General features: G+C 41.9%; 17 protein-coding genes. 11 read left to right on the forward strand and 6 right to left on the reverse strand.

The features are described from left to right. Positions 1-38: 38 nt before the first annotated feature. The 7 genes from ACFQ3S_RS12000 to ACFQ3S_RS12030 all read left to right on the forward strand — a co-directional run bounded on the left by ACFQ3S_RS12000 (position 39) and on the right by ACFQ3S_RS12030 (position 12,117). Positions 39-2,393 carry a glycoside hydrolase family 3 N-terminal domain-containing protein gene (locus ACFQ3S_RS12000; protein WP_377164679.1) on the forward strand — a complete coding sequence of 785 codons (2,355 nt, stop codon included), beginning with the start codon at positions 39-41 and terminating at the stop codon, positions 2,391-2,393. Between the two features lie 5 nt (positions 2,394-2,398). Then, positions 2,399-3,103, forward strand: coding sequence for a polysaccharide lyase family 7 protein (locus ACFQ3S_RS12005; protein WP_377164681.1), 705 nt, complete (start codon positions 2,399-2,401; stop codon positions 3,101-3,103). 27 nt (positions 3,104-3,130) lie between these two features. After that, a complete protein-coding gene (locus ACFQ3S_RS12010; RefSeq protein WP_377164683.1) occupies positions 3,131-4,381 on the forward strand; it encodes a glucuronyl hydrolase in 1,251 nt (416 codons plus the stop codon). Positions 4,382-4,421: 40 nt separating this feature from the next. Next, a complete protein-coding gene (locus tag ACFQ3S_RS12015; RefSeq protein WP_377164685.1) occupies positions 4,422-5,702 on the forward strand; it encodes a polysaccharide pyruvyl transferase family protein in 1,281 nt (426 codons plus the stop codon). A 127-nt stretch (positions 5,703-5,829) separates the two neighbouring features. Further along, positions 5,830-8,124 carry a polysaccharide lyase 8 family protein gene (locus tag ACFQ3S_RS12020; protein WP_377164687.1) on the forward strand — a complete coding sequence of 765 codons (2,295 nt, stop codon included), beginning with the start codon at positions 5,830-5,832 and terminating at the stop codon, positions 8,122-8,124. Positions 8,125-8,165: 41 nt separating this feature from the next. Next, the gene (locus ACFQ3S_RS12025; protein ID WP_377164689.1) at positions 8,166-9,425 is read left to right on the forward strand and encodes an MFS transporter; all 1,260 of its coding nucleotides are present in this window, start codon (positions 8,166-8,168) and stop codon (positions 9,423-9,425) included. 109 nt (positions 9,426-9,534) lie between these two features. Further along, on the forward strand, positions 9,535-12,117 hold the full coding sequence (locus ACFQ3S_RS12030) for a cellulase family glycosylhydrolase (RefSeq protein WP_377164691.1): 2,583 nt from the start codon (positions 9,535-9,537) through the stop codon (positions 12,115-12,117). Positions 12,118-12,149: 32 nt separating this feature from the next. On the opposite strand, the gene ACFQ3S_RS12035 is transcribed toward ACFQ3S_RS12030, so the two are convergent. Together ACFQ3S_RS12035 and ACFQ3S_RS12040 are read right to left on the reverse strand one after the other, a co-directional pair. Continuing rightward, positions 12,150-13,547: a M16 family metallopeptidase gene (locus tag ACFQ3S_RS12035; RefSeq protein WP_377164693.1), complete on the reverse strand. Its 1,398-nt coding sequence runs from the start codon at positions 13,545-13,547 to the stop codon at positions 12,150-12,152. Then, complete coding sequence (locus ACFQ3S_RS12040; protein ID WP_377164695.1) at positions 13,547-14,857, reverse strand: M16 family metallopeptidase; 1,311 nt, start codon at positions 14,855-14,857, stop codon at positions 13,547-13,549. The genes ACFQ3S_RS12035 and ACFQ3S_RS12040 overlap by 1 nt, the downstream gene beginning before the upstream one ends. An 84-nt stretch (positions 14,858-14,941) precedes the next feature. On the opposite strand from ACFQ3S_RS12040, the gene ACFQ3S_RS12045 reads away from it, so the two are divergent. Beyond that, a complete protein-coding gene (locus ACFQ3S_RS12045) occupies positions 14,942-15,961 on the forward strand; it encodes an isoaspartyl peptidase/L-asparaginase family protein (RefSeq protein WP_377164697.1) in 1,020 nt (339 codons plus the stop codon). Positions 15,962-16,079: 118 nt separating this feature from the next. On the opposite strand, the gene ACFQ3S_RS12050 is transcribed toward ACFQ3S_RS12045, so the two are convergent. Next, a complete protein-coding gene (locus ACFQ3S_RS12050) occupies positions 16,080-17,903 on the reverse strand; it encodes a glycoside hydrolase family 15 protein (protein ID WP_377164699.1) in 1,824 nt (607 codons plus the stop codon). 220 nt (positions 17,904-18,123) lie between these two features. Between ACFQ3S_RS12050 and ACFQ3S_RS12055 the strand changes: the two genes are divergently transcribed. Together ACFQ3S_RS12055 and ACFQ3S_RS12060 are read left to right on the forward strand one after the other, a co-directional pair. Beyond that, entirely contained in the window at positions 18,124-19,347 is a 1,224-nt protein-coding gene (locus tag ACFQ3S_RS12055; protein WP_377164701.1) for an MFS transporter, read from the forward strand. Positions 19,348-19,428: 81 nt separating this feature from the next. After that, positions 19,429-20,787 (forward strand): APC family permease, encoded by a 1,359-nt coding sequence (locus tag ACFQ3S_RS12060; protein ID WP_377164703.1) that lies wholly within the window; start codon positions 19,429-19,431, stop codon positions 20,785-20,787. Between the two features lie 53 nt (positions 20,788-20,840). On the opposite strand, the gene ACFQ3S_RS12065 is transcribed toward ACFQ3S_RS12060, so the two are convergent. The 3 genes from ACFQ3S_RS12065 to ACFQ3S_RS12075 are packed head-to-tail and all read right to left on the reverse strand — an operon-like array spanning position 20,841 to position 23,367. Then, positions 20,841-21,929, reverse strand: a complete 1,089-nt coding sequence (locus ACFQ3S_RS12065; RefSeq protein WP_377164705.1) for a redoxin domain-containing protein — start codon at positions 21,927-21,929, stop codon at positions 20,841-20,843. A gap of 11 nt (positions 21,930-21,940) precedes the next feature. Next, on the reverse strand, positions 21,941-22,813 hold the full coding sequence (locus tag ACFQ3S_RS12070; RefSeq protein WP_377164707.1) for a YitT family protein: 873 nt from the start codon (positions 22,811-22,813) through the stop codon (positions 21,941-21,943). An 8-nt stretch (positions 22,814-22,821) separates the two neighbouring features. Next, the gene (locus tag ACFQ3S_RS12075; RefSeq protein WP_377164709.1) at positions 22,822-23,367 is read right to left on the reverse strand and encodes an HD domain-containing protein; all 546 of its coding nucleotides are present in this window, start codon (positions 23,365-23,367) and stop codon (positions 22,822-22,824) included. A gap of 396 nt (positions 23,368-23,763) precedes the next feature. Here ACFQ3S_RS12075 and ACFQ3S_RS12080 point away from each other — a divergent pair, with 396 nt between their 5' ends. Next, the gene (locus ACFQ3S_RS12080) at positions 23,764-24,975 is read left to right on the forward strand and encodes a sensor histidine kinase (protein ID WP_377164711.1); all 1,212 of its coding nucleotides are present in this window, start codon (positions 23,764-23,766) and stop codon (positions 24,973-24,975) included. The last annotated feature ends 9 nt before the right edge of the window (positions 24,976-24,984 follow it).

Consider the following 24,984-nt stretch of genomic DNA (forward strand, 5'->3'; position numbering starts at 1 on the left):
CAACTGATCAATTTCGTAAACCCTAATACTACTTTTATATGCAAATTGTTGTGCCTGTAAACCTATCGTCGGCTTTAAAAGTAACAATTGTGGTATTGCTATTTATGTTATGCGATCCGCTATTGGCTAACGATAATGTTCCTGTTTATTTAAATAAGAATAAGCCTGTAAAAGACCGCGTAACAGACTTGCTTAAACGGATGACATTGGCCGAAAAAGTTGCCCAGATGTGCCAGTATGTAGGCCTGGAGCACATTAAAGCTGCTGAAAAGAACATCAGTTTAAAGCAGCTTAAAAACAATGATGCCGCCTCTTTTTATCCGGGTTTAAAAATTAGTGATGTACAACAGATGGTAAAAACAGGCATGATCGGATCTTTTTTACATGTGGTTACCGCTAAAGAAGCAAATGAATTACAAGCCCTGGCACAGCAAAGCCGGTTAAAAATTCCCTTGCTTATTGGCATAGATGCCATACATGGCAATGGCATGGTGGCCGGCAATACTATTTATCCCTCACCAATCGGTATGTCGAGCACCTGGGATACGGCATTGGTAAAACAGGTATCGCGCTATACGGCTGTTGAAATGCGGGCAACCGGATCGCACTGGGCTTTTTCGCCTAATTTGGATGTTTCCCGCGATGCCCGCTGGGGCCGTGTAGGCGAAACATTTGGCGAAGACCCTTTCCTGGTATCGGCTTTTGGGGTAGCTACAATAAAGGGTTTGCAAGGGAATGATTTTACCGGCAGTGATAAAGTAATAGCCTGCGCCAAACATCTTATTGCGGGCAGCGAACCGATAAATGGACTCAACAAAGCACCTGCCGATTTATCAGAACGTACTTTAAACGAAATTTATCTGCCGCCTTTTAAAGCAGCTACCGATGCCGGCGTATTTAGTATAATGCCCGCCCATAACGAAATAAATGGTATTCCCTGCCATGCTAACGGATATTTGATGGAAAACTTACTGCGTAAGCAATGGGGCTTTAATGGCTTTTATATCAGCGATTTTATGGATATAGAGCGTTTGGCCGAAGTGCACCGTATAGCTCCGAGTCAAAAAGAAGCAGTATATCAAACCGTAATAGCTGGCATGGATATGCACATGCACGGCCCCGATTTTTTAGAACCTTTGCTGCAACTGATCAAAGAAGGACGGATAAACGAACAACGCATAGATTCATCGGTTAGCAGGATACTCGAAGCTAAATTTAAGTTAGGCTTGTTTGAAGATCCGTTTGTTGGAGAATATGAAAGCAAGATTTTTACTAAAAAACATACAGATGCCTCACTTGAAGCAGCGCAAAAATCTATTGTATTGCTGAAAAACAACGGCATATTACCGCTCAATAGAGGTTTATATAAAAAAATACTGGTTACCGGCCCTAACGCAGCAAATCAGGCTATTTTGGGCGATTGGAGTTTAAAGCAACCCGATAATAATATTACTACAGTATTGAGTGGGATTAGGCAGCAAGCCGGCCCTACTTGTGAGGTAAGCTATTTCGATTCTGGAAAATCAATTTTGGAAATGAATATGGCAACGGTGTTGCAGGCTGCACAAAAAGCCAAAGAAGCCGATCTGGTAATTGTTGTAGCCGGAGATAACTCACTCCGTTTTGAAAAGAACCGTACTGCTGGAGAAAATGTAGACCGGGATGATACCGGCTTACCGGGGCTACAGCAACAACTGATCGAGCAACTTCAAAAATCGGGTAAGCCTGTCATTGTGGTACTAGTTAATGGCAGGCCTTTGAGCATACCATGGATCGAAAAAAATATTTCTGCTATAGTGGAAGCCTGGGAACCAGGTTGCTTGGGTGGAAAAGCCATTGCCGATGTATTGTTTGGCAAAGTTAACCCCAGCGGTAAATTAACAGTTAGCGTACCTCGCAATGCCGGGCAGATCCGTAATTTTTATAATCATAAACCTTCACAGTTTATCCGGGAATATATTGATAGCGAAACAGGCCCTTTATACCCTTTTGGATACGGATTAAGCTATACCTCGTTCAGTTACGGGTCGCCGGTTATAAACAGGGCAAGTATTACTGCTGGCGAGTACACAGAAGTATCGTTGGAGATAACCAACACAGGCAAGCAGGCAGGCGAAGAGATTGTACAGCTTTACATCAACGGAACGATCAGTAGTATTACGAAGCCCGTTAAAGAACTAAAAGGGTTCAAAAGGATAAGCCTCAAACCCGGCGAAAAGCAAAAGGTCACCTTTAGTATAAGTCCCGATCTGCTTACCTGTTACAAGGCAGACAATACTTACGGGATAGAGCCCGGTGATTTTAAGATCATGACCGGTGGGTCATCGGCCGATAAAGATTTGAAAGCTGTTAAGCTGAATGTAACAAGCCCTAACAAACAAAGCAAGCTATAAAATACATGAAATACTTTCAGTTCATAATTTTTAGTGCCATCAGCATAATAACTGGTTACGGTCATCATGTAAATGATAATGAATTACCTGCACAACCACACTATACCGCTGAAATTTTACTAGGTAATAAACAGGCATTCGACCCTACCAGCGGGTGGACCGAACAGCAGTACACCTTTACTTTTCACAAACCCTGGAACGTAAACCTGAATGAGCGCCACCGCTTTGATAAAGCAACCAATACGCACACCTTTCTGCTTTTGAAAGGCGATGCGTCTTTTCAGCAAAACAGCACTACTTCACCACGCTGCGAAATGCGTGTACAAAATGATTATACCTCGGGAATGAACCAGTTTGAGGCCGATTATAAAGTTTATAAAGGCAGTCAGCATCCCATTATTATGCAGGTATTTGGCGGCACCACATCGGCAACGGCATTTAATATGAAAGCTTACGATGAAAATGAAGGCTCATTTAAACATTACGACAGCAAAGTATTGCAAACCGGCATTTACGATAAGTGGCAGCATGTTAACGTTATTCATAATGCGGATAGTGGTAAGGTAATGGTATATATCAACAAGGTATTAAAAGGCACGTTTAATGATAAAGGAGATGCTACACACTACTTTAAATGTGGTATTTATACTACCCGAAGCGATACCAGTAAGGTAGAGATCAGAAACATAAGATTTTGGGTAAAAAAGTAACATTTTGAAAGAAATAAAATAACAGAAATGAATATAACTAAGAATTATTTTTTGCAAGGGCTGCTGGTTATTACAGCTTTGTTTGCAGAATCGGGCTGTTATGCTCAAAACAAAAAGGGCGGCAGTTCCAAAAATGATTTAAATGTACTTATTGATCAAAACTTAAAGGAAGCAGCCGAACAATATCAATATTTCAGCACTCAAATTCCGGCTGATAAACTGCCCAAAACACTGGATGATAAAGGGGGGCTGGTAACCAGCGGATCAGATTGGTGGTGTAGCGGGTTTTACCCCGGAACATTGCTTTACCTGCACGAAGCGAAAAATAATGAGGCACTATACAGCGAGGCTTTAAAAAAGCTGACCTTGCTTGAAAAAGAACAATACAATAAAGGTACCCATGATTTAGGTTTTATGATGTATTGCAGCTTCGGCAATGCCAACCGTTTGCAAGCCAAGCCTGCTTATAAAGATATTTTAGTCAACAGCGCGCGCTCTTTATCAACGAGGTTTAGCCCCGTAGTAGGTTGCATCCGATCATGGGATAAAGGCCCGAACCAGTATATTGTAATTATTGATAACATGATGAACCTGGAACTGCTTTTTTATGCTACCCGTGTTACCGGCGATTCTTCTTACTATAAAATAGCGGTATCGCATGCCAACACAACCATGAAAAATCATTTCAGGCCCGATTATAGCTCCTACCATGTTGTTGATTATAATCCGCAAACCGGAGGCGTAACCCTCAAGAGAACTCATCAGGGCGCCGCTGATAGCTCTGCTTGGGCACGTGGGCAAGGTTGGGGATTATATGGATATACTTTAATGTACCGCGAAACCAAAGACAGAAAATATTTAAACCAGGCTAATCACATCGCGCAATTTATTTTGAATCATCCTAATTTACCAGCCGATAAGGTGCCTTACTGGGATTTTAATGCCCCGGGTATCCCCAATGCTTCCCGGGATGTATCGGCAGCAGCTTTAATTGCTTCCGCATTAATTGAACTTTCTACCTACACCAGTGGTAAAACCTCCCAAAATTACCTTTCAATTGCCCAAACCATTATACGTTCCTTATCAACACCCGAATATAGGGCAGCAAAAGGAGAGAATGGTGGGTTTCTATTAAAAAAAAGTGTAGGTAGCTTACCACACAAATCTGAAGTTGATAAGCCGCTAACTTATGCCGATTACTATTTTGTTGAAGCTATGGTGAGATATAAGGACCTGAGCAAAAATAATTTCAAATCCTTAAACATCACTACATATTAGTAAGGCTATTATTACACAGTTATTTAATTTACAATTTGATATGAATAACCACAGACGCGAGTTTATAAAAAAAGCATCCATACTATCGGCTATACCTCTTATAACACCCATTACGGATGCATTGGCTGCAGAAGGAGCTAAAACCAAGCATAAGGTTTTGATCCGCTCCGCCTGGCAAACCGTTAATATAGGCGATATAGGACATACCTTCGGGATACTGGCATTGTTTAAACAATACTTGCCGGAAGTTGAAGTAGTGCTTTGGCCAAAGTTAATAGACAGGGGGGTTGATGCGCTTTTAGCCAAAACCTTTCCTAAAGTAAAAATATTACCCAGCAGTACAGGCTTTGGGCCTAATTCGCCCGAATTGCGAAAGGCTTTTAATGAATGTTCATTTATGGTTCATGGCTCGGGGCCCTATGTAACCGCTTACAAAGACCTGCAAAGTTGGTGGAATGAAACCAAAAAGCCCTATGGTATTTACGGAGTATCGTTGGATGAAGTAAGCCCAGAAGTAAGCGAGCTTATTGATAAAGCATCTTTTATCCACTGCAGAGATACAGAATCATTAAAATATTTAAAAACGCTCAATCTGAAATGTCCGGTGCAGGAGTTCGGGCCCGATGCTACTTTTGCCATAGATGTACTTAATGAACCTAAGGCCGAAGCTTACCTGCAAAGCGTTGGGCTAAAACAAGGTGAATTTATTTGTGTAATACCACGCTTGCGTTACACACCTTACTGGCAAATGAAGGGTATTGAACCTAATGAAGAAGATAAAAGAAGATATGCCATATCCCTTCAACATAAACAAATTGATGCGGAGAAGCTACGTCAGGTGGTAACAGATTGGGTTCAAAAAACGGGCTTGAAAGTACTGATTTGTGCGGAGGTTACCTACCAGGTTGATTTGGGCAAAGAGGTAATTTATGATCCGCTGCCCGATGATATTAAAAAAAATGTAGTTTGGCGCGATAGCTTTTGGCTGCCCGATGAAGCTACTTCGGTTTACAAGCGCTCAAAAGCTTTGGTTGCCTTTGAGCCACATTCGCCAATTATGGCTTTTCATCAGGGTATTCCCAGCATACACTTAAAGCAACCTACCGATACCCGTAAAGGGCAAATGTGGCGCGATGTGGGTTTGGGCGATTGGTATTTTTTAATTGATGAAACACCGGCATCACAAATATCAACCGCATTACTGAAGCTGCATAACAATTATGCCGAATCTTTAAAAACCATGGAAAAGGCAAAAGCCTATGTAATTAAGGTTCAAAAAGATAATATGAGCGTAATTAAACGATCGCTCCCTACAATTTAAATTGTTAAATATGCATAGCCTAAAATATCTGTTATTAATGATTGCTTGCAGTTTAACGGCGCATGCCAGTAAGGGGTACAAACCTATAGTTAAACACACGTGCGCCATATATAGCAAAGATTCAAACATGGTTAATTTTGATGCTTTGCGTAACCGCTGGTACAATTTTTTAACCGGGGATGGCTTGCCTGGCAAGGTTGATGCGCGTACGCAGGTAACAGATATAAATACAACTGCAAATACAAACTGGGAGTCCATGATTAAGGCCGATACCCGAACTACCCACCTGTGGCCCGATCTGCGCTTTACATCATCGGCCGATATTACAAGTAGTTATAAGCGTTTACAGGAAATGGCACTGGCTTACTGCACAAGTCCTTCGTCTTTGTATCATAATGCCAATTTAAAAGCAGATATTATTGCAGCGCTTGACTGGCTGTACCAAAACCAGTACAACGAACAAATAAACGTACCTTCAACGGGTGGCATCAATAATTGGTGGGACTACCGCATAGGTGTTCCTAACAGACTAAATAACATCCTGATCCTTTTTTATAATGAACTAACCCCTGCACAGCGCCAAAACTACATCAAAGTTATAGATCACTGTACACCCGAGCTCAAAAGATATACAGGAGCCAACCTCGTATGGGTTTGCCGGGTAAGTATCTTGAGCGGTATAATATCAAAAAGCGAGAGCAAGATTACCCGGGCTGTAGAAGCACTGCCTTTAGTGTTTGATTATGTAACCGTAGGTGATGGTTTTTATACCGATGGTTCCTTTATCCAACATAGTAAACATCCATACACAGGTGCTTATGGTGCATCGTTATTAATCTCTTTGTCCGAATTGCTTTACTTGTTTTCGGCACAGCATGAAATACAGATACCTTTAAGTAACAACCTTTTTGAGTGGATAGATATTGCTTTCAAACCTATTATTTATAGGGGAGGGTTCATGAGTATGACGATGGGGCGTGAGATAGCCAGGCCCGTTGCCACAGAACATTTTAAAGGCAAAGCCATGTTAGAAGCTATGCTCTTGTTGGCACAGGTTGCACCGGCTAACCAGGCAGGCAAGCTTAAATCCTTGATCAAGTATTACGTTCAGAGCGACAATACCTACCCTGATTATAAGACAGCATTATCGGGTATTGTTCAGTTAAAGCTTCTCAGTGCCATTATGGATGATAAACGCGTTCGTCCATCCGGCAGTTACCAGATCTACCGGCAATTTGCTAATATGGATAGGGTAGTACAGCATACGGCAAAATATGCTTTTGGCGTTAGTATGCATTCCAGCCGTATCCTTAATTATGAATCTATAAACCAGGAAAATTTAAAAGCTTGGAACACCAGTAGCGGGATGACTTATTTGTACAACGCCGACCAGCAGCAGTATAATGATAATTTTTGGCCGACTGTCAATTTTCATCATTTACCGGGTACAACAGTAGTGGAAGGAGCAACTGCAAGTCCTGGCAAAACCAGTACGCAAAGTTGGGTTGGTGGAGCCGGCATATATGGCAAATACGGTGTTACAGGTATGCATCTGGCACCATTTGGTACGGTATTATCTGCAAAAAAATCGTGGTTTATGTTCGATAATGAGGTAGTTGCCCTTGGTGCCTCCATTACTAATGGCAACACTAAGCCGGTTTACACTTACATAGAGCAACGAAAACTACTACCTGATAATAGTAATACAGTTACGGTTAATGGCAAACCTATAACACAGCTAACCGATACAACCGCAAAAGAAGTTAATGTGAACTGGGCCCATATAACCGGAAACGTAAAGGGGGCCGATGTTGGTTATTATTTTCCGGGAAGCACAGCTATCAAGGTTACACGTCAGCTGCAAACCGGGAGATGGAGCGATATTAATAAGATCGAAGGATCGGACAGTGTTCTAAGATCAGCATACTATTTAACAATTTCAAAAAGCCATAATCAAGCTAATACACTTACTAAAGATGCACAATATGCGTATGTGATTTTACCTGGTTTTTTACCCGAGCAGGTAAAAGCGTATTCGGTAAAGCCCGATATTACGATTTTAAGCAATACCGCTAACCTGCAGGCTGTAAAAGAAAATAAACTTAATATAATAGCTGCTAACTTTTGGACAGACAGTTTAACAACACTTGCTATTTCCAACAACAAAGCCTACATCACCTGTAATAAAAAAGCAGCGGTATTGGTGGGCGAAACCGAAGAGGTCATCACTATTTCACTGGCCGACCCAACAATGGAAAACAACGGTACTGTTGAGGTTTATATACACAACAATAAAGCTGTAAAAGTTATACTGGCAAATAAACAAATTAAGGTAAAACAAATAAAACCAGTTATACAATTAGTTTTTGATGTAAATGGTGCTAAAGGCAAAACCAATAGCATAACACTGTCCAAAAAATAATAGCCGCACCTTACATGCGGCGTTATAATTATGAAATACACATGAGTAACTCAATAAAACCTGTCATCGGTTCTGAACATGCTAACATTACATTTCCGGTTGCCGCCATTATCGTGGCGTCGCTTGGTTACTTTGTAGATATTTATGATCTGCTTTTATTTAGCATAGTTCGTTTGCCAAGCTTGCTATCCATAGGCTTAAAAGGCGATGAATTGACCAATAGCGGAATTTTGCTGCTGAATGTACAAATGATAGGCTTATTGGTAGGCGGAATATTTTGGGGTGTACTGGGCGATAAAAAAGGGCGGCTTTCTGTACTGTTCGGCTCTATTTTTATTTATTCGATAGCTAATTTGGCCAATGGTTTTGTCTCAACTGTACATTGGTACGCTATATGGCGCTTTGTAGCAGGTTTTGGCTTGGCGGGTGAATTAGGTGCCGGCATTACCCTCGTAGCCGAATTAATGCCTAAAGAAAAGCGTGGTCAGGCCACAACAATTGTAGCATCCATAGGTGTTAGCGGTGCGGTGGCGGCGTATTTTATAGCTCAATATTTCAGCTGGCGTATATCATTTTTTATAGGCGGTGGTTTAGGACTTTGCCTGTTGCTGCTTCGCGTAGGTGTAGCTGAGTCGGGCATTTTTGGAAAGGCAAAAGAAGAAAATGTAAAACGGGGTAACTTTTTTGCACTATTTACCAATTGGGACAGGTTTATAAAATACCTACGGTGTATATTAATTGGTGTACCCTTATGGTTTGTTGTAGGTATCCTCATTACCTTCTCGCCCGAGTTTGGTAAAGTGCTTCACATCAAAGGCGAGGTAAGTGCCGGGGCGGCGGTAGCCTGTTGTTATGGCGGCTTAGTACTGGGCGATATTGCAAGTGGAATTTTAAGCCAGTATTTAAAAAGCAGGCTCAAGGTGGTTTATACTTATTTGTTTTTATCGCTTATATCTATTTCTTGCTACTTTTTATTTAAAGATATAAGCTTGACGGCCTTTTATATCATTTGCTTGTTTATGGGTTTTTCGGTTGGTTACTGGGTTATTTTTATGACTATTGCCACCGAGCAGTTTGGTACCAATATAAGGGCAACGGTAACCACCACTGTACCCAACTTTGTTCGAGGTGCTGTGGTGCCACTTACTATATTGTTTCAATACCTGCGTACGCAGTTCGGCGGCTCCCTGGTTTACGCTGGTATTGTGGTAGGTATATTATGCCTGACACTTGCTTTTTGGTCGCTTAGTAAAATGCAGGATACTTTTTCTAAAAATCTCGATTATAATGAAGAAATATGACTTGTTGGTTTTAAAGTGATATCTATATTTGTCCGCTTATCGGATGACAGATACATTTCACAGAAACTATTACCGGGTGCCTCAAACGCAAGGGTAAAAATTATAAACCATGTCTTTTTTACTAAAAATCATTCTTAATTGTACTATACTATTAAGTATAGGGTTTATAGCAACAGCTCAAATCAAAACACCACCAACATACGTAGATGCCAAAGGGGTGTTTAGGTGGAGCAAGGATAAGTCGCCCATTTATCTGTTCGGGGTCAATTACACAATTCCGTTCGCCTATGGTTACCGCTCGGTAAAATCATTAAATTTAAACATTGAAAAAGAAATAGATAAAGATGTTTATCATCTGGCCCGTATGGGCGTGGATGCCTTCAGGGTGCATGTTTGGGATACGGAAATCAGCGATTCGTTAGGTAATCTTAAAGAGAATGAACATTTACGTTTGTTCGATTATCTGGTTTCTAAGTTGGAAGAGCGTAATATGAGGATTATAATTACGCCCATTGCATTTTGGGGAAATGGTTATCCAGAAAAAGATGAACATACCGGCAGCTTTAGCGATAAATATGGTAAAAACGGGGCATTGGTAAACGAAAAGGCTTTTAAAGCACAGGAACGGTACTTACAGCAATTTTTTAAGCATGTTAATTGTTACACAAAAAAGACGTACACCGCCGATGACTTTGTGATAGCGACCGAAATAAATAATGAGCCACATCACAGCGGACCCAAACTACGTGCGACAGAATATATTAACCGGATGAAAGCTGCCATCAATAGTACAGGCTGGAACAAACCTGTATTTTATAACATCAGCGAATCGCCCTGGTATGCCGATGCGGTTGCTAAATCAAAAGCCGATGGCTTTAGCTTTCAATGGTATCCCATTGGCTTGGTAGCCGGTCACGAACAAAAAGGAAATTTTTTACCTAATATAGATAAATACACTTTCCCCTTTGATACCATACCTGAGTTTAAGAACAAAGCCCGGATCATCTATGAGTTCGATGCTGCCGATCTGCTTCAATCATATTTATACCCCGCTGTAGCACGCAGTTTCAAGCAAGCAGGTTTTCAATGGGTTACCCAGTTTGCTTACGATCCTTTGGCCACGGCTTACGGTAATACCGAATATCAAACCCATTATTTAAACTTAGCATATACACCGGCAAAGGCTATCAGTTTTCTGATAGCTAACCGCGCTTTTCATATGCTACCAGCCGGTAAATCTTATGGTGGCTATCCGGCTGATAGTGTTTTTGAGGCCTACCAGGTAAGCTACAAACAAGGCATGAGTCAAATGAACACGGCCAAAGAATTCTATTATTCGGGTACAACCGCTACCGGCCCTGTTTACGGTAAAAAGTTAGCACATATTGCAGGCGTAGGCAGTTCGGGCATAATTAAATACGATGGTTACGGCGCATACTTTTTAGATAAACTGGAAAGCGGCATTTGGCGGTTGGAGGTTATGCCGGATGCTATTGTAATGCGCGACCCGTTTGAGCGGCCATCGCCATTGCGTGAAGCTGTGCATATAGAATGGCATACACAATTTATGCAAATTAAGCTGGAAGATATAGGGGACACATTTCAAATTAAGGGCATCAATACCGGCAATACGAATTTGACCACTGCCAATGGCGGACGATTTTTGGTAAGCCCCGGTACTTATATCATCACTAAAAAAGGCATAAGCCTTGGCAAACAGTTTAACACCGCTAAAATTAATAACACCATAGGACTGTATGAATTTGTAGCTCCTCAACCATTAAGCCACGAAACTAATTTAACGCATACACCGCCGGCAGAAATAACTGCGGGCAAGCCATACACGGTTAACGTAAAGGTCATCAATCTCGATTCTACAGCTAAAGTATCTTTGCATGTTAACCAGTATATAGGTAGGCCATTAAGTATTGAAATGAAGAAAGTTACACCTTATGATTATACAGCTATTATACCAGCCACAGCAGTAGTAACGGGCCATTTGCAATACCACATTATTGTGGATAAAGGGAGCGGAAATTATATCGTTTACCCGGGTGCACATCAGGGTGATCCACAAAAGTGGGATTACTTAAATAATGATTACTGGAAAACTTACATAGCAGCAGCTAAAGGATACATTACCTTATTCAATCCTTTAACCGATCAAGCGGCAGTAAATCCATACTTTCCAAATTATAACCGCAATGCTGGCTTACGGTGGGTAAGCGGATATGGTACGGGAAATATAATTTCCCGTATGGTTGCCCCTGCTTTAGGTAACGATGAAGTAATGGGCTTGCAACTTTACATAGGAGATAAATTAAAAAGCCGTTTAACAGAAATTAGCGGGTTTACTAAATTAGTAATCAGAGCAAGGGTTACAAACGGAGATTCGGCTAAAATACGTTTGGCTTTAACGCAAACAGATGCCTCCTGCTATGCTGCATACACTCATTTAAACGCCGAATGTAAAACCATTGAAATACCGTTGTCTCAACTTAAACCCGATTCAAGTTTAATACTGCCACGTCCATATCCCGGTTTTTTACCGCTATGGTTTAAGGTAAGTAGCTTTATGGGTTTTAAAATTGCCGATGCCGATAAATTAGAGATTACTGCAAGTCATTTAGCTATGGGCACTGATAAGAAGCCGTTAACGGTAGATATTGAATCGGTTTCTCTACAGTATTAATTTAGGTATGAGCGAGAATTAATGTAATTTATTTAAAAGCCGTCTTCTTTAATTTGCTTCTCGGTTACCTTGCCATATTTTTCGGCAATAGGTTTAACTTCGGCAGCTTTTCCTATCATTACAAACTGCAATTTATCTTTTGGATAGTACTTTGCAATAATGGCTTTAGCACCGGCCAGGTCTAATTTATCTACATTTGCCTGAAAATTGTTAATGAACGACTCGTTAAAGCCATACCAAAACATTTGGGTAAGCAAACCGGCTAATTGGCCGGATGTTTCGTAACCCGGAGGGAACTGGCCCTTTACATAGTTTTTAGCTGATGCCAGGCTTTGCTCATCAATGCCATCTTTATGAAGCTTATTCAATACTTCAATGGCTTTCTCTAATGTAGGAGCAGTTGTTTTGTTAGCGGTAAAGGTGGTAATGTAGAAGGTTCCCGAATTTTTAAGCGGTGCGAACCTGCTGCTGGCACCATAAGTTAAACCCGAATTTACCCGAAGTTCATCATTCAACATCGAAGTAAATCGGCCGCCAAATAAAGTGTTTACTACATCAATTGCTACAAAATCGGGGTTGTTGCGTTGAATGCCTAAACCGCCAATGTAAAACGTGGTTTCGCGGGCATCTTCTTTATTAACTAATAACACACGCGCTTCTGTTGGCGCTGCTACAGTAACAGCAGCAGATGCTTTTTGAGCAATACCGCTTTTTTTCCAGGTGCTGAACATGCGGCCCAGTTTTAGCTTCATTAGCTTAGGATCAAAATCACCAGCTATAGCAATGGCCGAACCTTCGGGTGCGTAATTAGCTTGATAAAAAGCTTTCAAATCGGCAGCGGTTAGTTTACCAACCGTAGCCGGACTACCGCTTATGCTGTTACCATAAGCCTGATCGCCGTAAATGAAATGATCCCAGTACGAGCCAATAACCCTGCGCGGACTTTGCTTGTCCTGCTCTAATAAGGCCAGAGTACGAGTTTTTTCCTTTTCAAATTCCGTAGCCGGAAAGGTAGGGGCCGACATTACTTCGCCTATAATAGGTAAGGCTTTGTCAATATCCTTAGTAGCAAACTTGGCCGATATAGCTGTAAATTCTTTGGTCGCACGGGTGCTCAAATCGGCACCTATGTAATCCAACTGCTCTTCGATTTGCGCTTTGGTATAGCTGCGCGTTCCGTACTGTAACCCGGACGCGGTTAGTGAGGCCAGGCCATGTTTGCTGCCATCGTTAATAGCACCTGCCGGTAATATGGCCGAAAAGCTGATCAACGGAACCTCATGCTGTTCCATCAGGTAAACGGTTAGTCCATTGGGTAGTTGGTATTTTTCGTAAGCGGGGAGTTTAAATGCTGTTTGTGCAACAGCAGCCACAGTAAGGGTTAAACCCGAAACCAGCAAGCCTATGTTTTTTATAGAGAAAATTTTCATTAGTCTAATTCGGTTTTAGCTACACCAATGGTGCGGTTGTTTTTGGTAAAGTACTTGTTGGCTACGCGTTGTATATCGGCTACGGTAACTTTATTAAAAGCGGCCGGGGCGTCGAACATTTTTTTGTAATCGCCAAAATATACCTCGTAAGTACCCAGTGAGTTGGCTTTGCCGTTAATGGTTTCTAACTGTTTGTAAAGCTGTACCAATTTCTGGTTCTTTATTTTTTGCAGTTCGCGCAGGGTAACGCCATCTTTCTTAATTTTTTCTATCTCGGTATCAATAGCCTTTTCCACATCGGCTTCCTTAGCAGTTTTAGCTACCGAGCCATAGATCATGAACAGGGTAGGGTCGAAGCTTTCACTGTAGTCGGAAGAAACCATGGTGGCTATCTGTTTCTGATCTACCAGTGAGGTGTACAGGCGCGAAGAATTTCCGCTCGATAATACATCACTTAAAATGCTCAGCGCATAGTAATCGTCGCTTTTAGCTTCGGGTACATGGTAGCCCATTAGCAGGTTAGGGGCAGGGAGTTGTTTCTTCAACATTACCCGGCGCTCGCCAACTTGCTCGGGTTCTTTGAGGTGAACAGGTGGGGGTGGGGTTTGAGCCGGAATGGGTGCCATGTATTTATCGGCCAAGCGTTTAACATCGGCCAGCTTTACATTGCCGCTTACCACCACTACGCAATTGTTGGGTGCATAATAAGTTTTAAAATAACGTTCCAGGTCTTCTTTGGTCCAGTTGTCAATATCGGTTTGATAACCTACTACCGGCCAGTGGTACGAGTGTTCGGTAAACGCGGTTGCTGATATTAATTCGCTCAGCTGTTCCCAGGGGCTGTTCTCCAGGCCGGTGCTTTTTTCGGACGATACCACGCCGCGCTCGCTTTGCACCATTTTAGGATCGATGCTCAGGCTGGCTATCCGGTCGGCCTCCAGATCGAAAATAGTTTCCATAGCGCTGGCAGGAAACCAGTCGGTGTACACGGTTACATTTTGGGTAGTGTAAGCGTTATTTGATCCACCGTTAAACTCCATTGTACGGTCGAACAGTTTAGGACCAAACTTTTTAGCGCCGTTGAACATCATGTGCTCAAAAAAGTGCGAAAGACCGGTAATGCCGGGATATTCATTACGCGATCCTACCTTATAAAAAAGGTACATGTTGGCGTTTGGTATTGAGCCGTCTTCCAGCACCAGGAATTTCATCCCATTGGCCAGAGTGAAAGTTTTAACGTCTTCAGGCTTGGTTTGTGCCCCAACAGAGGTACTAATAGCCAGTAAACCTACAAGTAATAGTTTTCTCATGTATATCACTGAATTGTATGGCAATATAATTAATTTAGGGCAGGTAAAAACAAACTCTTTTATCATACTTTCAAACAAAATATAATGAACCGATTAAAAATATTAGCTGTTTTATTGTTAGCCACATTAACAGTTAATGCCCAGCAAAAAAAATATGTAATGGTAATACACGGTGGTGCTGGCACTATCCTTAAAAAGAATATGACCGCCGAAAAGGAAGCCGCCTACATAGCTGCATTAACCAAAGCTTTGCAAGAGGGGTACAAACAAATACAAGCTGGTAAAAGCAGTTTGGACGCGGTTGAGGCAACCATTCATGTAATGGAAGATTCACCGCTGTTTAACGCGGGTAAGGGTGCGGTATTTACACATGATGGTCGCAACGAACTGGATGCCGCCATTATGAACGGTAAAACGCTGCAAGCCGGTGCAATTGCTGGGGTTACTACCATTAAAAATCCAATTAGTGCCGCAAGGGCGGTTATGGAAAAATCGGAACATGTGATGATGGTGGGTGACGGGGCCGACAAATTTGCTAAAGAAGTAGGTTTGGAAATTGTGGATCCTAAATACTTTTGGACGCCCGAGCGCTGGAACGGTTTGCAAAAGGCATTGAAAGAAGATTCGGCCAAAGCAGTGCTGGATCATGGTAATAAAAAATCGATGCTGTTGGGTACAAAAAACCACGATTATAAGTTTGGTACCGTAGGTTGTGTAGCTTTAGATAAGGCAGGTAACCTGTCCGCCGGTACCTCCACCGGCGGCATGACCAACAAAAAATACGGTCGCGTTGGCGATGCGCCCATTATTGGTGCCGGAACCTATTGCAATAACGAAACCGCAGGCATTTCTTGCACCGGTTGGGGCGAGTATTACATTCGTAATGTTGTAGCCAAAACCATATCAGACCTGATGGAATATAAAGGTTTAAGCGTTGCCGAAGCTGCCAAAATAGTGCAGGACAAAGTAGCTAAAATGGGCGGCGACGGCGGCCTGATAGCTTTAGACCGCAAAGGAAACGTAACCATGCCCTTTAATACCGAAGGCATGTACCGTGGTTGTATTACTGCTGATGGTAAGGTGGAGGTGTATATTTATAAGTAATAGTACTACTAAAAAACTTATGTCATTGCGAGGAGCGATAGCGACGTGGCAACCGCACGCACGCTTGTATATCTAAACGCGTGCGATTGCCACGCTACGCTCGCAATGATATGGTTTTTTAAATATCTTTAACCCGGCTCAATTGCTTGTTAAGCTCTACAGCCGCGCTAATTAATGCCAGATGCGTAAACGCCTGCGGAAAGTTTCCCAGGTGCTCACCTTTGTTTCCTAATTCTTCGCTGAACAGGTTGAGGTGGTTGGCGTAGCCTATCATTTTCTCGAAGTTTTCTACCGCCCGGTCTAATTCACCGCTTTTAGCAAGAGCTTCGATATACCAAAACGAGCACATATTAAAGGTGCCTTCCTCACCATCTAAGCCATCAATATTTTCCAGGTGATTTTGGTAACGATAAATCAGTACGTCGAGGCTTAGCTCCTGGTCAATTGCTTTCATAGTGGAAAGCCATCTTGGCTCTAATGGCGATATATAATGCGTTAAGGGCATCAGCAATACACTTGCATCTACATTTTTAGCGCCTTTATATTGCACCCACGCTTGCAGATCTTCGTTCCAAAAGTTGTGATATATATCGGTGTAGATTGCGTCTCTCACTTCATACCAATGGGCTTTAGGATAGGGGAAAGAACGGTCTTCGGCAATCTTAATAGCACGGTCCATAGCTACCCAGCACATCAGCCGGGAGTGCAGAAATTCTTTCTTCATGTTCCTGATCTCCCAAATTCCATGATCTGGATTTTTCCACTCACTCACCACGCACTCTACCTGTTTTTCTATCAGCGTCCAAAATTGATAAGTGATAGGTTTGTGGTTTTTATTGTAAATGTATATCGTATCAATCAGTTCGCCGTAAATATCTATTTGTAACTGGCTGGCTGCGCCGTTGCCCACTCGTACCGGCTTTGATCCTTTGTAGCCATCTAAATGCCCTAACTCGGTTTCTTTCTTACATTTAGTTCCATCAACGCAATACAATAACTGCAACTTGTTATCGGTACATAAACCCGAAATCCAGTTCATAAAGGCAGTAGCCTCATCATAAAAACCCAGCGTAATAAAGGCATACATGGTAAAAGCTGCATCGCGGATCCAGGTGAAACGGTAGTCCCAGTTACGGTCGCCGCCCAAAGTTTCGGGGATGCCAAACGTAGGCGCCGCCACAACCGAACCATGTTCAATGGAAGTAAGCAATTTAAGTGTAATGGCCGAGCGGTGTATCAACTCACTGTAATGACCTTTGTAAGTAGATTTACTCAACCATTTACGCCAGGAGCTAATAGTTTCCTGGTAGGTATTATGAATGTAATGCTCAATATTGGTAGTGGGTTTATCGTCTTCCTGTTCAACAGCTTCCAGTACAATGTGCGCCGTTTCGGATTCCTTTAGGGTGAATTCGGCGTAACCATCTTTTCGCCTGATCTGCAACGGAACATCGGCAATTAACCTTAATTGCGCGTTACCATCGTTAATGGAAGTAAAGGTGATCTCATTATTATTAAGCACGGCTTTATGGTCTGCCGCAGCGTAATCAAAACGCGGTACACAATTAACCCGGAAAGCAATATCGCCCCTGATGGGTTTGATTTTGCGTACAATGGCGCAAACCGATTTGCCATCTTCGTTTGGATAAGGCATGTAATCTGTTAACTCGGCAATACCATCATCCGAAAAAAAGCGTGTTAGCAGCACCGCGGTGCCTGGTATATATAATTGCTTGGAAGTGTAATCTTTAAGTTGAGGTTCAACTGAAAAGTAGCCCCCTTTTTTAGAGTCGAGCATGGACAGGAATATGGTAGGCGAATCGAACCGGGGAAAGGACATAAAATCTATCGATCCGGTTAACGATACCAAAGCCGTAGTGCGCAGGTTACCTATTATGCCATAGTTTTCAATAGGCTGGTAAGGCCTTTCTTCGTGTTCCATGCCGGGTATAACATTATTTTTAGCATGTTGTTCATTCAACACTATCTACGTAATAACCTTCAGCAATATCATGACGGTATTAGTTCGGTCACCTGCCTGCCATATATAAATAACAGACAGCCGGAAATTGTTAAAATGAATAGTTTTGCGCTTATTAAGCACTATAACTATTCTGCAACATGTGTTATGATGATGTAGAGAGTACTTTGAATCAACCTGTATGTTATTGAATATAACTTCGCCTAAGCCCATTAAAGAGGAGCACAAAGGTATTGCAACATTGCTGGCATTTGCCCTCATACCCTTATCTGGTTTTGCTACCGATATTTATATTCCGTCGTTACCTTCTATGGCCCGTACGCTTCACGTAAGCGATATCCAGGTACAATTTACGCTGACATTATTCCTGATCAGCTATGGGGTATCGCAATTGTTTATTGGTAGTGTGCTGGATAGTTTTGGCCGTTATAAGCTAAGCCTGGTTTGTTTAGTGCTGTTTGCCATAGCCAGCGTTATTATTGCCAACACGCAGAATATCTACCTCATTTATATTATGCGAATTTTGCATGGTTTTACGGTAGGTGCAATTGTAGTAGCCAAGAGGGCTTATTTCATCGATCTGTTTTCGGGCGAAAAGTTAAAGCATTATCTCAGTCTATTCTCTATCATCTGGTCAACCGGGCCTATCATAGCCCCGTTTATTGGTGGTTACCTGCAAATTGCTTTCGGCTGGAAATCCAACTTTTATTTTCTGGCCGGGTTTGCCGTGGTACTGGCCGTTTTGGAGCTTATATATAGTGGCGAATCTATCAAGCATTATTCTGAATTCACGCTCAAAAAAATTATAGAAGTGTATGTAAGCATGATTAAAACGGTAAGCTTTACCCTGGGCATTGTAATGCTGGGTTTGGCGTACAGCATGGTAATGATCTACAACATGACCGGCCCTTTCATAATTGAACATAACCTGCACCTATCTCCCGTTATAGCGGGCTATAGCTCGCTGGTGTTGGGTTTGGCCTGGATGACGGGCGGCTTTATCGGTAAAGCCACTATTAACAAGCCATTTTTCAGTCGCACGGCGGCCAATATAGGTTTGCAGGTGCTATTTGCCATTGCCATGCTGGTGAGTGTGAAGTATGTGAGTAACTTGTATTCGCTCATCTTTTTTGCCTTTATTATACACGCGGCGGCGGGGTTTACTTTCAATAATTTCTTTACTTACTGTTTGAGTCGTTTCCCCAAAAACGCGGGGATTGCCAGCGGTTTAACGGGCGGTATCAACTATGTGATCGTCTCGTTTTTAAGCTATGGCATCATTAATGTTTTCCCGGCTAAGGATGAATATAACCTCTGTTTTAGTTACTTTGTATTAATTGCGCTTTCAGTTTTAGTAATGTGGATACTGAAGTTAAAAAAGGATAGGATAAGCGCATCTGCCTGATGATTATTGTATTTACAATACAACCCATAATTGAAATTTGTACACTGCAACTGCAAAACAACGCCCATATTAACTTCCGCTATGTCTGAAACCACACTTAAACGCCGGCTTACCCTGTTGCAAGCAACCGCCATTAACATGACCGATATGGTGGGTATCGGGCCTTTTATAACCCTGCCTATGGTCATTAGTATGATGAACGGTCCGTACTTTTTGTATGCCTGGCTGGCTGGTGCGGTGTTATCTATAGTTGATGCCATGGTATGGAGCGAATTGGGCGCAGCTTTTCCTAAGGCCGGTGGCTCATATAATTTTTTGAAAGAAACTTACGGTAAAGAAGGCTTGGGTAAAATGATGAGCTTTCTATTCGTATGGCAAACCATGATACAGGCACCGCTGGTTATTGCCTCGGCTGCTATTGGCTTCGCGGCTTATTTTTCGTATCTCATACCGGTAAGCCCCGTAATGGCTAAGGCTATTAGTGGAGGAGTGGTGATTGCTATTGTGCTGTTGCTTTATCGTAAAATAGAAGATATAGGCAAAATAAGCGTGTTGCTGTGGGGAGCAGTATTGCTTACACTGTTCTTTATCATTAGCGGAGGGATTTCGCATGGTAACTTTTTAGCACCCATTAAACATATTAACGACGGGCTAACGATGAACTACACCTTTATTGCGGCTATAGGTTTTGCCAGCGTTAAAAGCGTGTACAGTTATTTGGGTTATTATAACGTTTGCCATTTAGGTGGCGAAATTATAAACCCATCCAAAAATATTCCGCGCAGCATGTTCTTGTCTATTGCCGGTATTGCGGTTCTGTATTTGATGATGAACATCAGCGTGGTAAGCGTGGTGCCCTGGCAAGTGGCTAAAGACAGTCAGTTTGTGATCAGCGTATTTATGCAGCAACTGGCCGGACCTATGGCCGCAAAAATTATAACCTGCCTCATTTTGCTGGTCGCTTTTGCATCAGTGTTTTCGGCTACGTTGGGTTACAGCCGTATTCCGTATGCAGCAGCAGCAGATGGTGCCTTTTTCAAAGTGTTTGCCAAACTGCATCCTACCGGCAACTTTCCTTACGTTTCTTTATTGGTTTTAGGCGGAATAGCCTTTGTGTTTAGCCTTCTGTTTAAGTTAAGCGACGTTATCAGTGCTATACTAGCCATGCGGATACTCATCCAGTTTATATCGCAAGCCATTGGGTTGCTGATTTTGCGAAAGGCCCGCAGCGAACAAGACTTCCCCTATAAAATGCCATTGTTCCCTTTACCGGTTTACCTGGCGATAATCATGTGGGCCGGAATTTTAATTTCTACCGGATTAACTATGGTACTTGGCGGATTAATTGCCATAGCTACAGGTACCGTAGTCTATTTCATTAAAGCTAAAGTGAATACCGAGTGGCCGTTTAAAGGTAAGGCAACCAATATATTATCCTGATCGTTTATGTTACGCTAAATTAATTAACTGAATAAAAGGAACAGCTTACTGCATCACGGCATCAGCTCCTTCAGTTTTTTATCCAGTGCAGCGTCGCGCAGGTTGCGGGCAATTATTTTTCCGCTTTCATCAATCAGGAAATTGTTGGGAATAGCGTTAATGCCATAAATTAAGCCGGCCTTATTTTTATCACCGTTCAATTCGCTTACGTTTGCCCAGGGTAAACCGTCGTCTTTAATGGCTTTTAGCCAACTGACTTTGTTATCATCTAACGATACGCCTAAAATGGCGAAGCCTTTATCTTTATATTGGTTATAGGTTTTTACCAATGCGGGGTTGCTTTCGCGGCAGGGCCCGCACCATGATGCCCAAAACTCCAGCAATACATACTTCCCTTTAATGTCCGACAGCTTTATTTTTTTGCCCCCAGCTGTAGCCTGTTCAAAGTCGGCATATTGATCACCCAATTTAAGATTTTTATTTAATGTCAAAAATTCGTTAACGCTTATACCAAACTCCGATTTTTTAAGAGCAGGATTGAGGTTGGCATACAAAGCCTTGACCGTTTCCTTATCCCAGGTAGAGCAATACACGGATAAAATATAGGCTGATATGATTGAGTTAGGATGGGCCTTTACATAATTAATATCAAATTTTCTATCTTGTAACTGCACGGTAAGCAACTGGCTCCGCAAAAGTTTTTTAGCTTCAGCATTGGTCTCTTTGTCCAATAGTTTCGAGAGGCTGTCGTTTTTAACCGTGATGGGACTCTTGGCTTTTTCAAATGAGTGATCTTCATCCTCCGTAACCGATCCTTTGATCACCCCCTTTTTAAAAGCGCCGTTTTCTAAAATGATCTCCATCGGTTTACTTTCGGCCCAAAAAAATACATAATTGGTGTACCTGGCGGTATGGATCACAGCCTGTTCAACAGGGCCATTCAGTTTACCAGCCAGTTTAAATTTACCACCCATAACCATACACGAATCCAGCATACGCTTGGGCGATTGGGCCTGCAAGTAGATCCATGTACTGTCTTTAAGACCAATGGCTGTACCTTTGATCTGCAAGCCCGGCGCTGTAGCTATAAATGTTAGCAGGTAAGCCGTTAAGGTGGCTAAAATGGTCTTTAATATGGTCATTACTGGTTTTTTTAATGCCTTGCTACCCTGCGTTTGAGTACACCACCGGTTGCTTCTTTAATAGTACTGGTAAATACAAAGGCTTTAGGGTCAATATCGTGGATGAGGTTACGCATGCGCCTGATCTCTAACCGGGTAACTACGGTAAAAACAATATCAACCGGTTGGCTTATATCAAAGCTTTGTTTTAAAAAGCCACGTTCGCCTTTATAAATAGTAATACCACGGCCCAATTGCATAACCAGGCGCTCTTTAATGGTTTCGCTTTCCCCCGATATAATAGTAACACCGGTGTATTCTTCCAAACCTTCAATAACAAAACTAATGGTGCGCGATGCCGTGTAATAAGTCAGTATAGAATATAATGCCGTAGGCAAACCCAGCTCAATACCGGCAATTAAAAATATTACAATGTTAATGCCTAAAATAATCTCGCTTATGGTAAAGCTGATGCGTTTACCCGTGTAAAGGGCTAATACCTCAATACCATCAAGCGCACAGCCGCCGCGCATGGCCATACCAACACCAATACCCATAAATACACCGCCAAATATCGATACCAGCAGCTTATCTGAGGTAATTAATGGATAAGGTACGTATGATATACAAAGCCCTAAGCCTATAACTGCAACCAGAGTTTTAATGGCAAATGTGCGGTTAACCTGGAACATACCCATTATTATGAAAGGCAGGTTAACTAAAACTATCACATAGGCAATATCAAAATGATAAAGTTCGTGCAGTAGCAAGGAGATACCGGTAACGCCACCATCAAAAAATTGGTTAGGTATTAAAAATCCTTTTAGCGCAAACCCGCAAAAAAGGATGCCGATAACGGTATAGCAAATGTCTTTTATCCAATGGGGTATCAGTAGGTAATTCATCCAGTTTATTAAGGTAATATAGTATTTGCTTTAATCTGTTTTAAGTTTTCTTCTTTTTTTTGTCGTCGCAAATTTATAGCTGTCGGTGTAAAATAGTGATGCTTTTCCATAAAATCTATTTGCACTTGCTGCCAGTCTTGCTCACTGCAAATAACGCCGGTGTTTGTTAACTCCTGGTAAAGTTTATAACTTGTTGTAAAATAATCGTCGCGGCCTAAATAATCCAGGTCGGCATCGGCCATAATTTGTTCCAGGTGGTTTTGGGGCGACTGGGGTATGCGTGTAGCCATAATCAGTCCGCAAATTTGTTCAATTTCATACGCCGTATAATTGTAACGGGGCAAAACTTCCGCTGCAATCCTGCACGATTCTTCTTCGTGCCCGTTTGCCTGTAGTATAAATCCGGCATCATGGTACCAGGCCGCCGTAAGTAGCAAGTTCATTTCATGAGCGGTTATATTTTCCAGTTTGCCAATGTTGCGGGCGGCGTCAAATACATCTTCTACATGCTCAATGCAGTGATAAACAAGATGTTGCGGTAATTCTTTACGCATCTTATTAGTTATATAATCCCCGGCTTGTTTAAATTGCATGCAGCATTACATTTTGCCGCCTAATATATCAAATGTTTCCCGCTCATAAGTGGTACAAATAGGTTTTTAGTAGGTAAATGGTATTTGTTACCGATTAAAAATAGTGCAATTTTAAAATTTGCTTCTTATTAAAATTTATAGTTACTTAACATGCGGTTTTACAGCACGCTATCCTGCATATAGGTTAATAGTTTACAGTTGTTGGTATATGCTCCGTAAAAAGAAGTAACGCCCTATTTCACAATTTAAAACAATCAAAAAAACATGCATGTTTTTCCCCTTATTGCGGCCTTTATATTAATAAGACGTGTACAAAAAGCAGTTAAGTTTACTAATATTGGTTTAAAGTGGAACACTATGTTCACTGTTGCAAGCATATCTGTAGGGTTGTTGTTTTTTTCATTAATGGCAATTAAGGATACATCAATAGCCGGGTTTTTAGGGGCGGGTGCGTTGAGTTATGTGTTATATGTAATTAGTAAAGAAGAAGATTTTAAATCGTTTAGAGGGGCTATCAATAATCATATTCCTCTAATTATTGCTACTGTTATAAATGCGTTAGTTAATTTGATAGCCAACAATTTTTATGATGACTATCATACGTACTTTGGTTTCTCTATACTTGCTGGTTTTATATGGGCACTATCCCGGCAGGCCACTTCCAAGAAACAGGATGAAGCTCTGCGCATTGCTGCTGAGCGTAAAGCCGAACTGGAGGCAGTGGTTGCCCAGCGTACCTTAGAATTAACTAGGCAAAAGAACGAACTGGAAGAAATTGTTGAAGAATTGAAGACCACCCAGGCGCAACTGATCCAGTCGGAGAAAATGGCCTCATTGGGCGAGCTTACCGCCGGTATTGCGCATGAAATACAAAACCCGTTAAACTTTGTAAATAATTTTTCGGAAGTGAGCATGGAACTGTTGGATGAAATGGCCGAAGAGATGGCCCGCGGCGACCAGGAAGAAGCATTAGCTATAGCCAACGATATAAAACAGAACCTGGAAAAAATAGGCTACCATGGCAAACGAGCCGATAGTATTGTGAAAGGCATGCTTCAACATAGCCGCGTGAGTAACGGGCAAAAGGAGCTAACCGATATTAATGCACTGGCCGATGAGTATTTAAGGCTATCGTATCATGGACTTCGGGCTAAGGATAAATCGTTCAACGCCGAACTGGGTACCAATCTCGATCCTAACATTCCGCAAGTTGAGGTATTGCCGCAGGATTTGGGCAGGGTAGTGCTCAACCTATTTAATAACGCATTTTATGCCGTGCAGCAAAAGCAAAAAAACAGCGGCCCCGATTTTAAACCCAGGGTAGAGATCAGTACCTCGTTAATAAATAGCTGGATTCAGATCAAGATTAAAGACAACGGCACTGGGATACCCGAGGCTATTAAGGAGAAAATTATGCAGCCCTTTTTTACCACTAAGCCAACAGGTGAGGGCACAGGGCTGGGTTTATCTTTAAGTTATGACATTATTGTAAAGGGGCATGGCGGAAAAATTGATATAAATACACAGGAAGGTGAATTTACAGAGTTTGTAATTTCGATACCGGCTTAACTTTTAATT

The organism is Mucilaginibacter terrae (assembly GCF_042679325.1).
GTDB lineage: Bacteria > Bacteroidota > Bacteroidia > Sphingobacteriales > Sphingobacteriaceae > Mucilaginibacter > Mucilaginibacter terrae.

What these genes read in the sequence shown, in the direction of transcription:
- ACFQ3S_RS12000 (WP_377164679.1), top strand. Translation starts at nt 39, where the DNA reads ATGCAAATTGTTGTGCCTGTAAACCTATCGTCGGCTTTAAAAGTAACA.
- ACFQ3S_RS12005 (WP_377164681.1), top strand. Translation starts at nt 2,399, where the DNA reads ATGAAATACTTTCAGTTCATAATTTTTAGTGCCATCAGCATAATAACT.
- ACFQ3S_RS12010 (WP_377164683.1), top strand. Translation starts at nt 3,131, where the DNA reads ATGAATATAACTAAGAATTATTTTTTGCAAGGGCTGCTGGTTATTACA.
- ACFQ3S_RS12015 (WP_377164685.1), top strand. Translation starts at nt 4,422, where the DNA reads ATGAATAACCACAGACGCGAGTTTATAAAAAAAGCATCCATACTATCG.
- ACFQ3S_RS12020 (WP_377164687.1), top strand. Translation starts at nt 5,830, where the DNA reads ATGGTTAATTTTGATGCTTTGCGTAACCGCTGGTACAATTTTTTAACC.
- ACFQ3S_RS12025 (WP_377164689.1), top strand. Translation starts at nt 8,166, where the DNA reads ATGAGTAACTCAATAAAACCTGTCATCGGTTCTGAACATGCTAACATT.
- ACFQ3S_RS12030 (WP_377164691.1), top strand. Translation starts at nt 9,535, where the DNA reads ATGTCTTTTTTACTAAAAATCATTCTTAATTGTACTATACTATTAAGT.
- ACFQ3S_RS12035 (WP_377164693.1), bottom strand. Translation starts at nt 13,547, where the DNA reads ATGAAAATTTTCTCTATAAAAAACATAGGCTTGCTGGTTTCGGGTTTA.
- ACFQ3S_RS12040 (WP_377164695.1), bottom strand. Translation starts at nt 14,857, where the DNA reads ATGAGAAAACTATTACTTGTAGGTTTACTGGCTATTAGTACCTCTGTT.
- ACFQ3S_RS12045 (WP_377164697.1), top strand. Translation starts at nt 14,942, where the DNA reads ATGAACCGATTAAAAATATTAGCTGTTTTATTGTTAGCCACATTAACA.
- ACFQ3S_RS12050 (WP_377164699.1), bottom strand. Translation starts at nt 17,903, where the DNA reads ATGGAACACGAAGAAAGGCCTTACCAGCCTATTGAAAACTATGGCATA.
- ACFQ3S_RS12055 (WP_377164701.1), top strand. Translation starts at nt 18,124, where the DNA reads ATGTTATTGAATATAACTTCGCCTAAGCCCATTAAAGAGGAGCACAAA.
- ACFQ3S_RS12060 (WP_377164703.1), top strand. Translation starts at nt 19,429, where the DNA reads ATGTCTGAAACCACACTTAAACGCCGGCTTACCCTGTTGCAAGCAACC.
- ACFQ3S_RS12065 (WP_377164705.1), bottom strand. Translation starts at nt 21,929, where the DNA reads ATGACCATATTAAAGACCATTTTAGCCACCTTAACGGCTTACCTGCTA.
- ACFQ3S_RS12070 (WP_377164707.1), bottom strand. Translation starts at nt 22,813, where the DNA reads ATGAATTACCTACTGATACCCCATTGGATAAAAGACATTTGCTATACC.
- ACFQ3S_RS12075 (WP_377164709.1), bottom strand. Translation starts at nt 23,367, where the DNA reads ATGCGTAAAGAATTACCGCAACATCTTGTTTATCACTGCATTGAGCAT.
- ACFQ3S_RS12080 (WP_377164711.1), top strand. Translation starts at nt 23,764, where the DNA reads ATGTTCACTGTTGCAAGCATATCTGTAGGGTTGTTGTTTTTTTCATTA.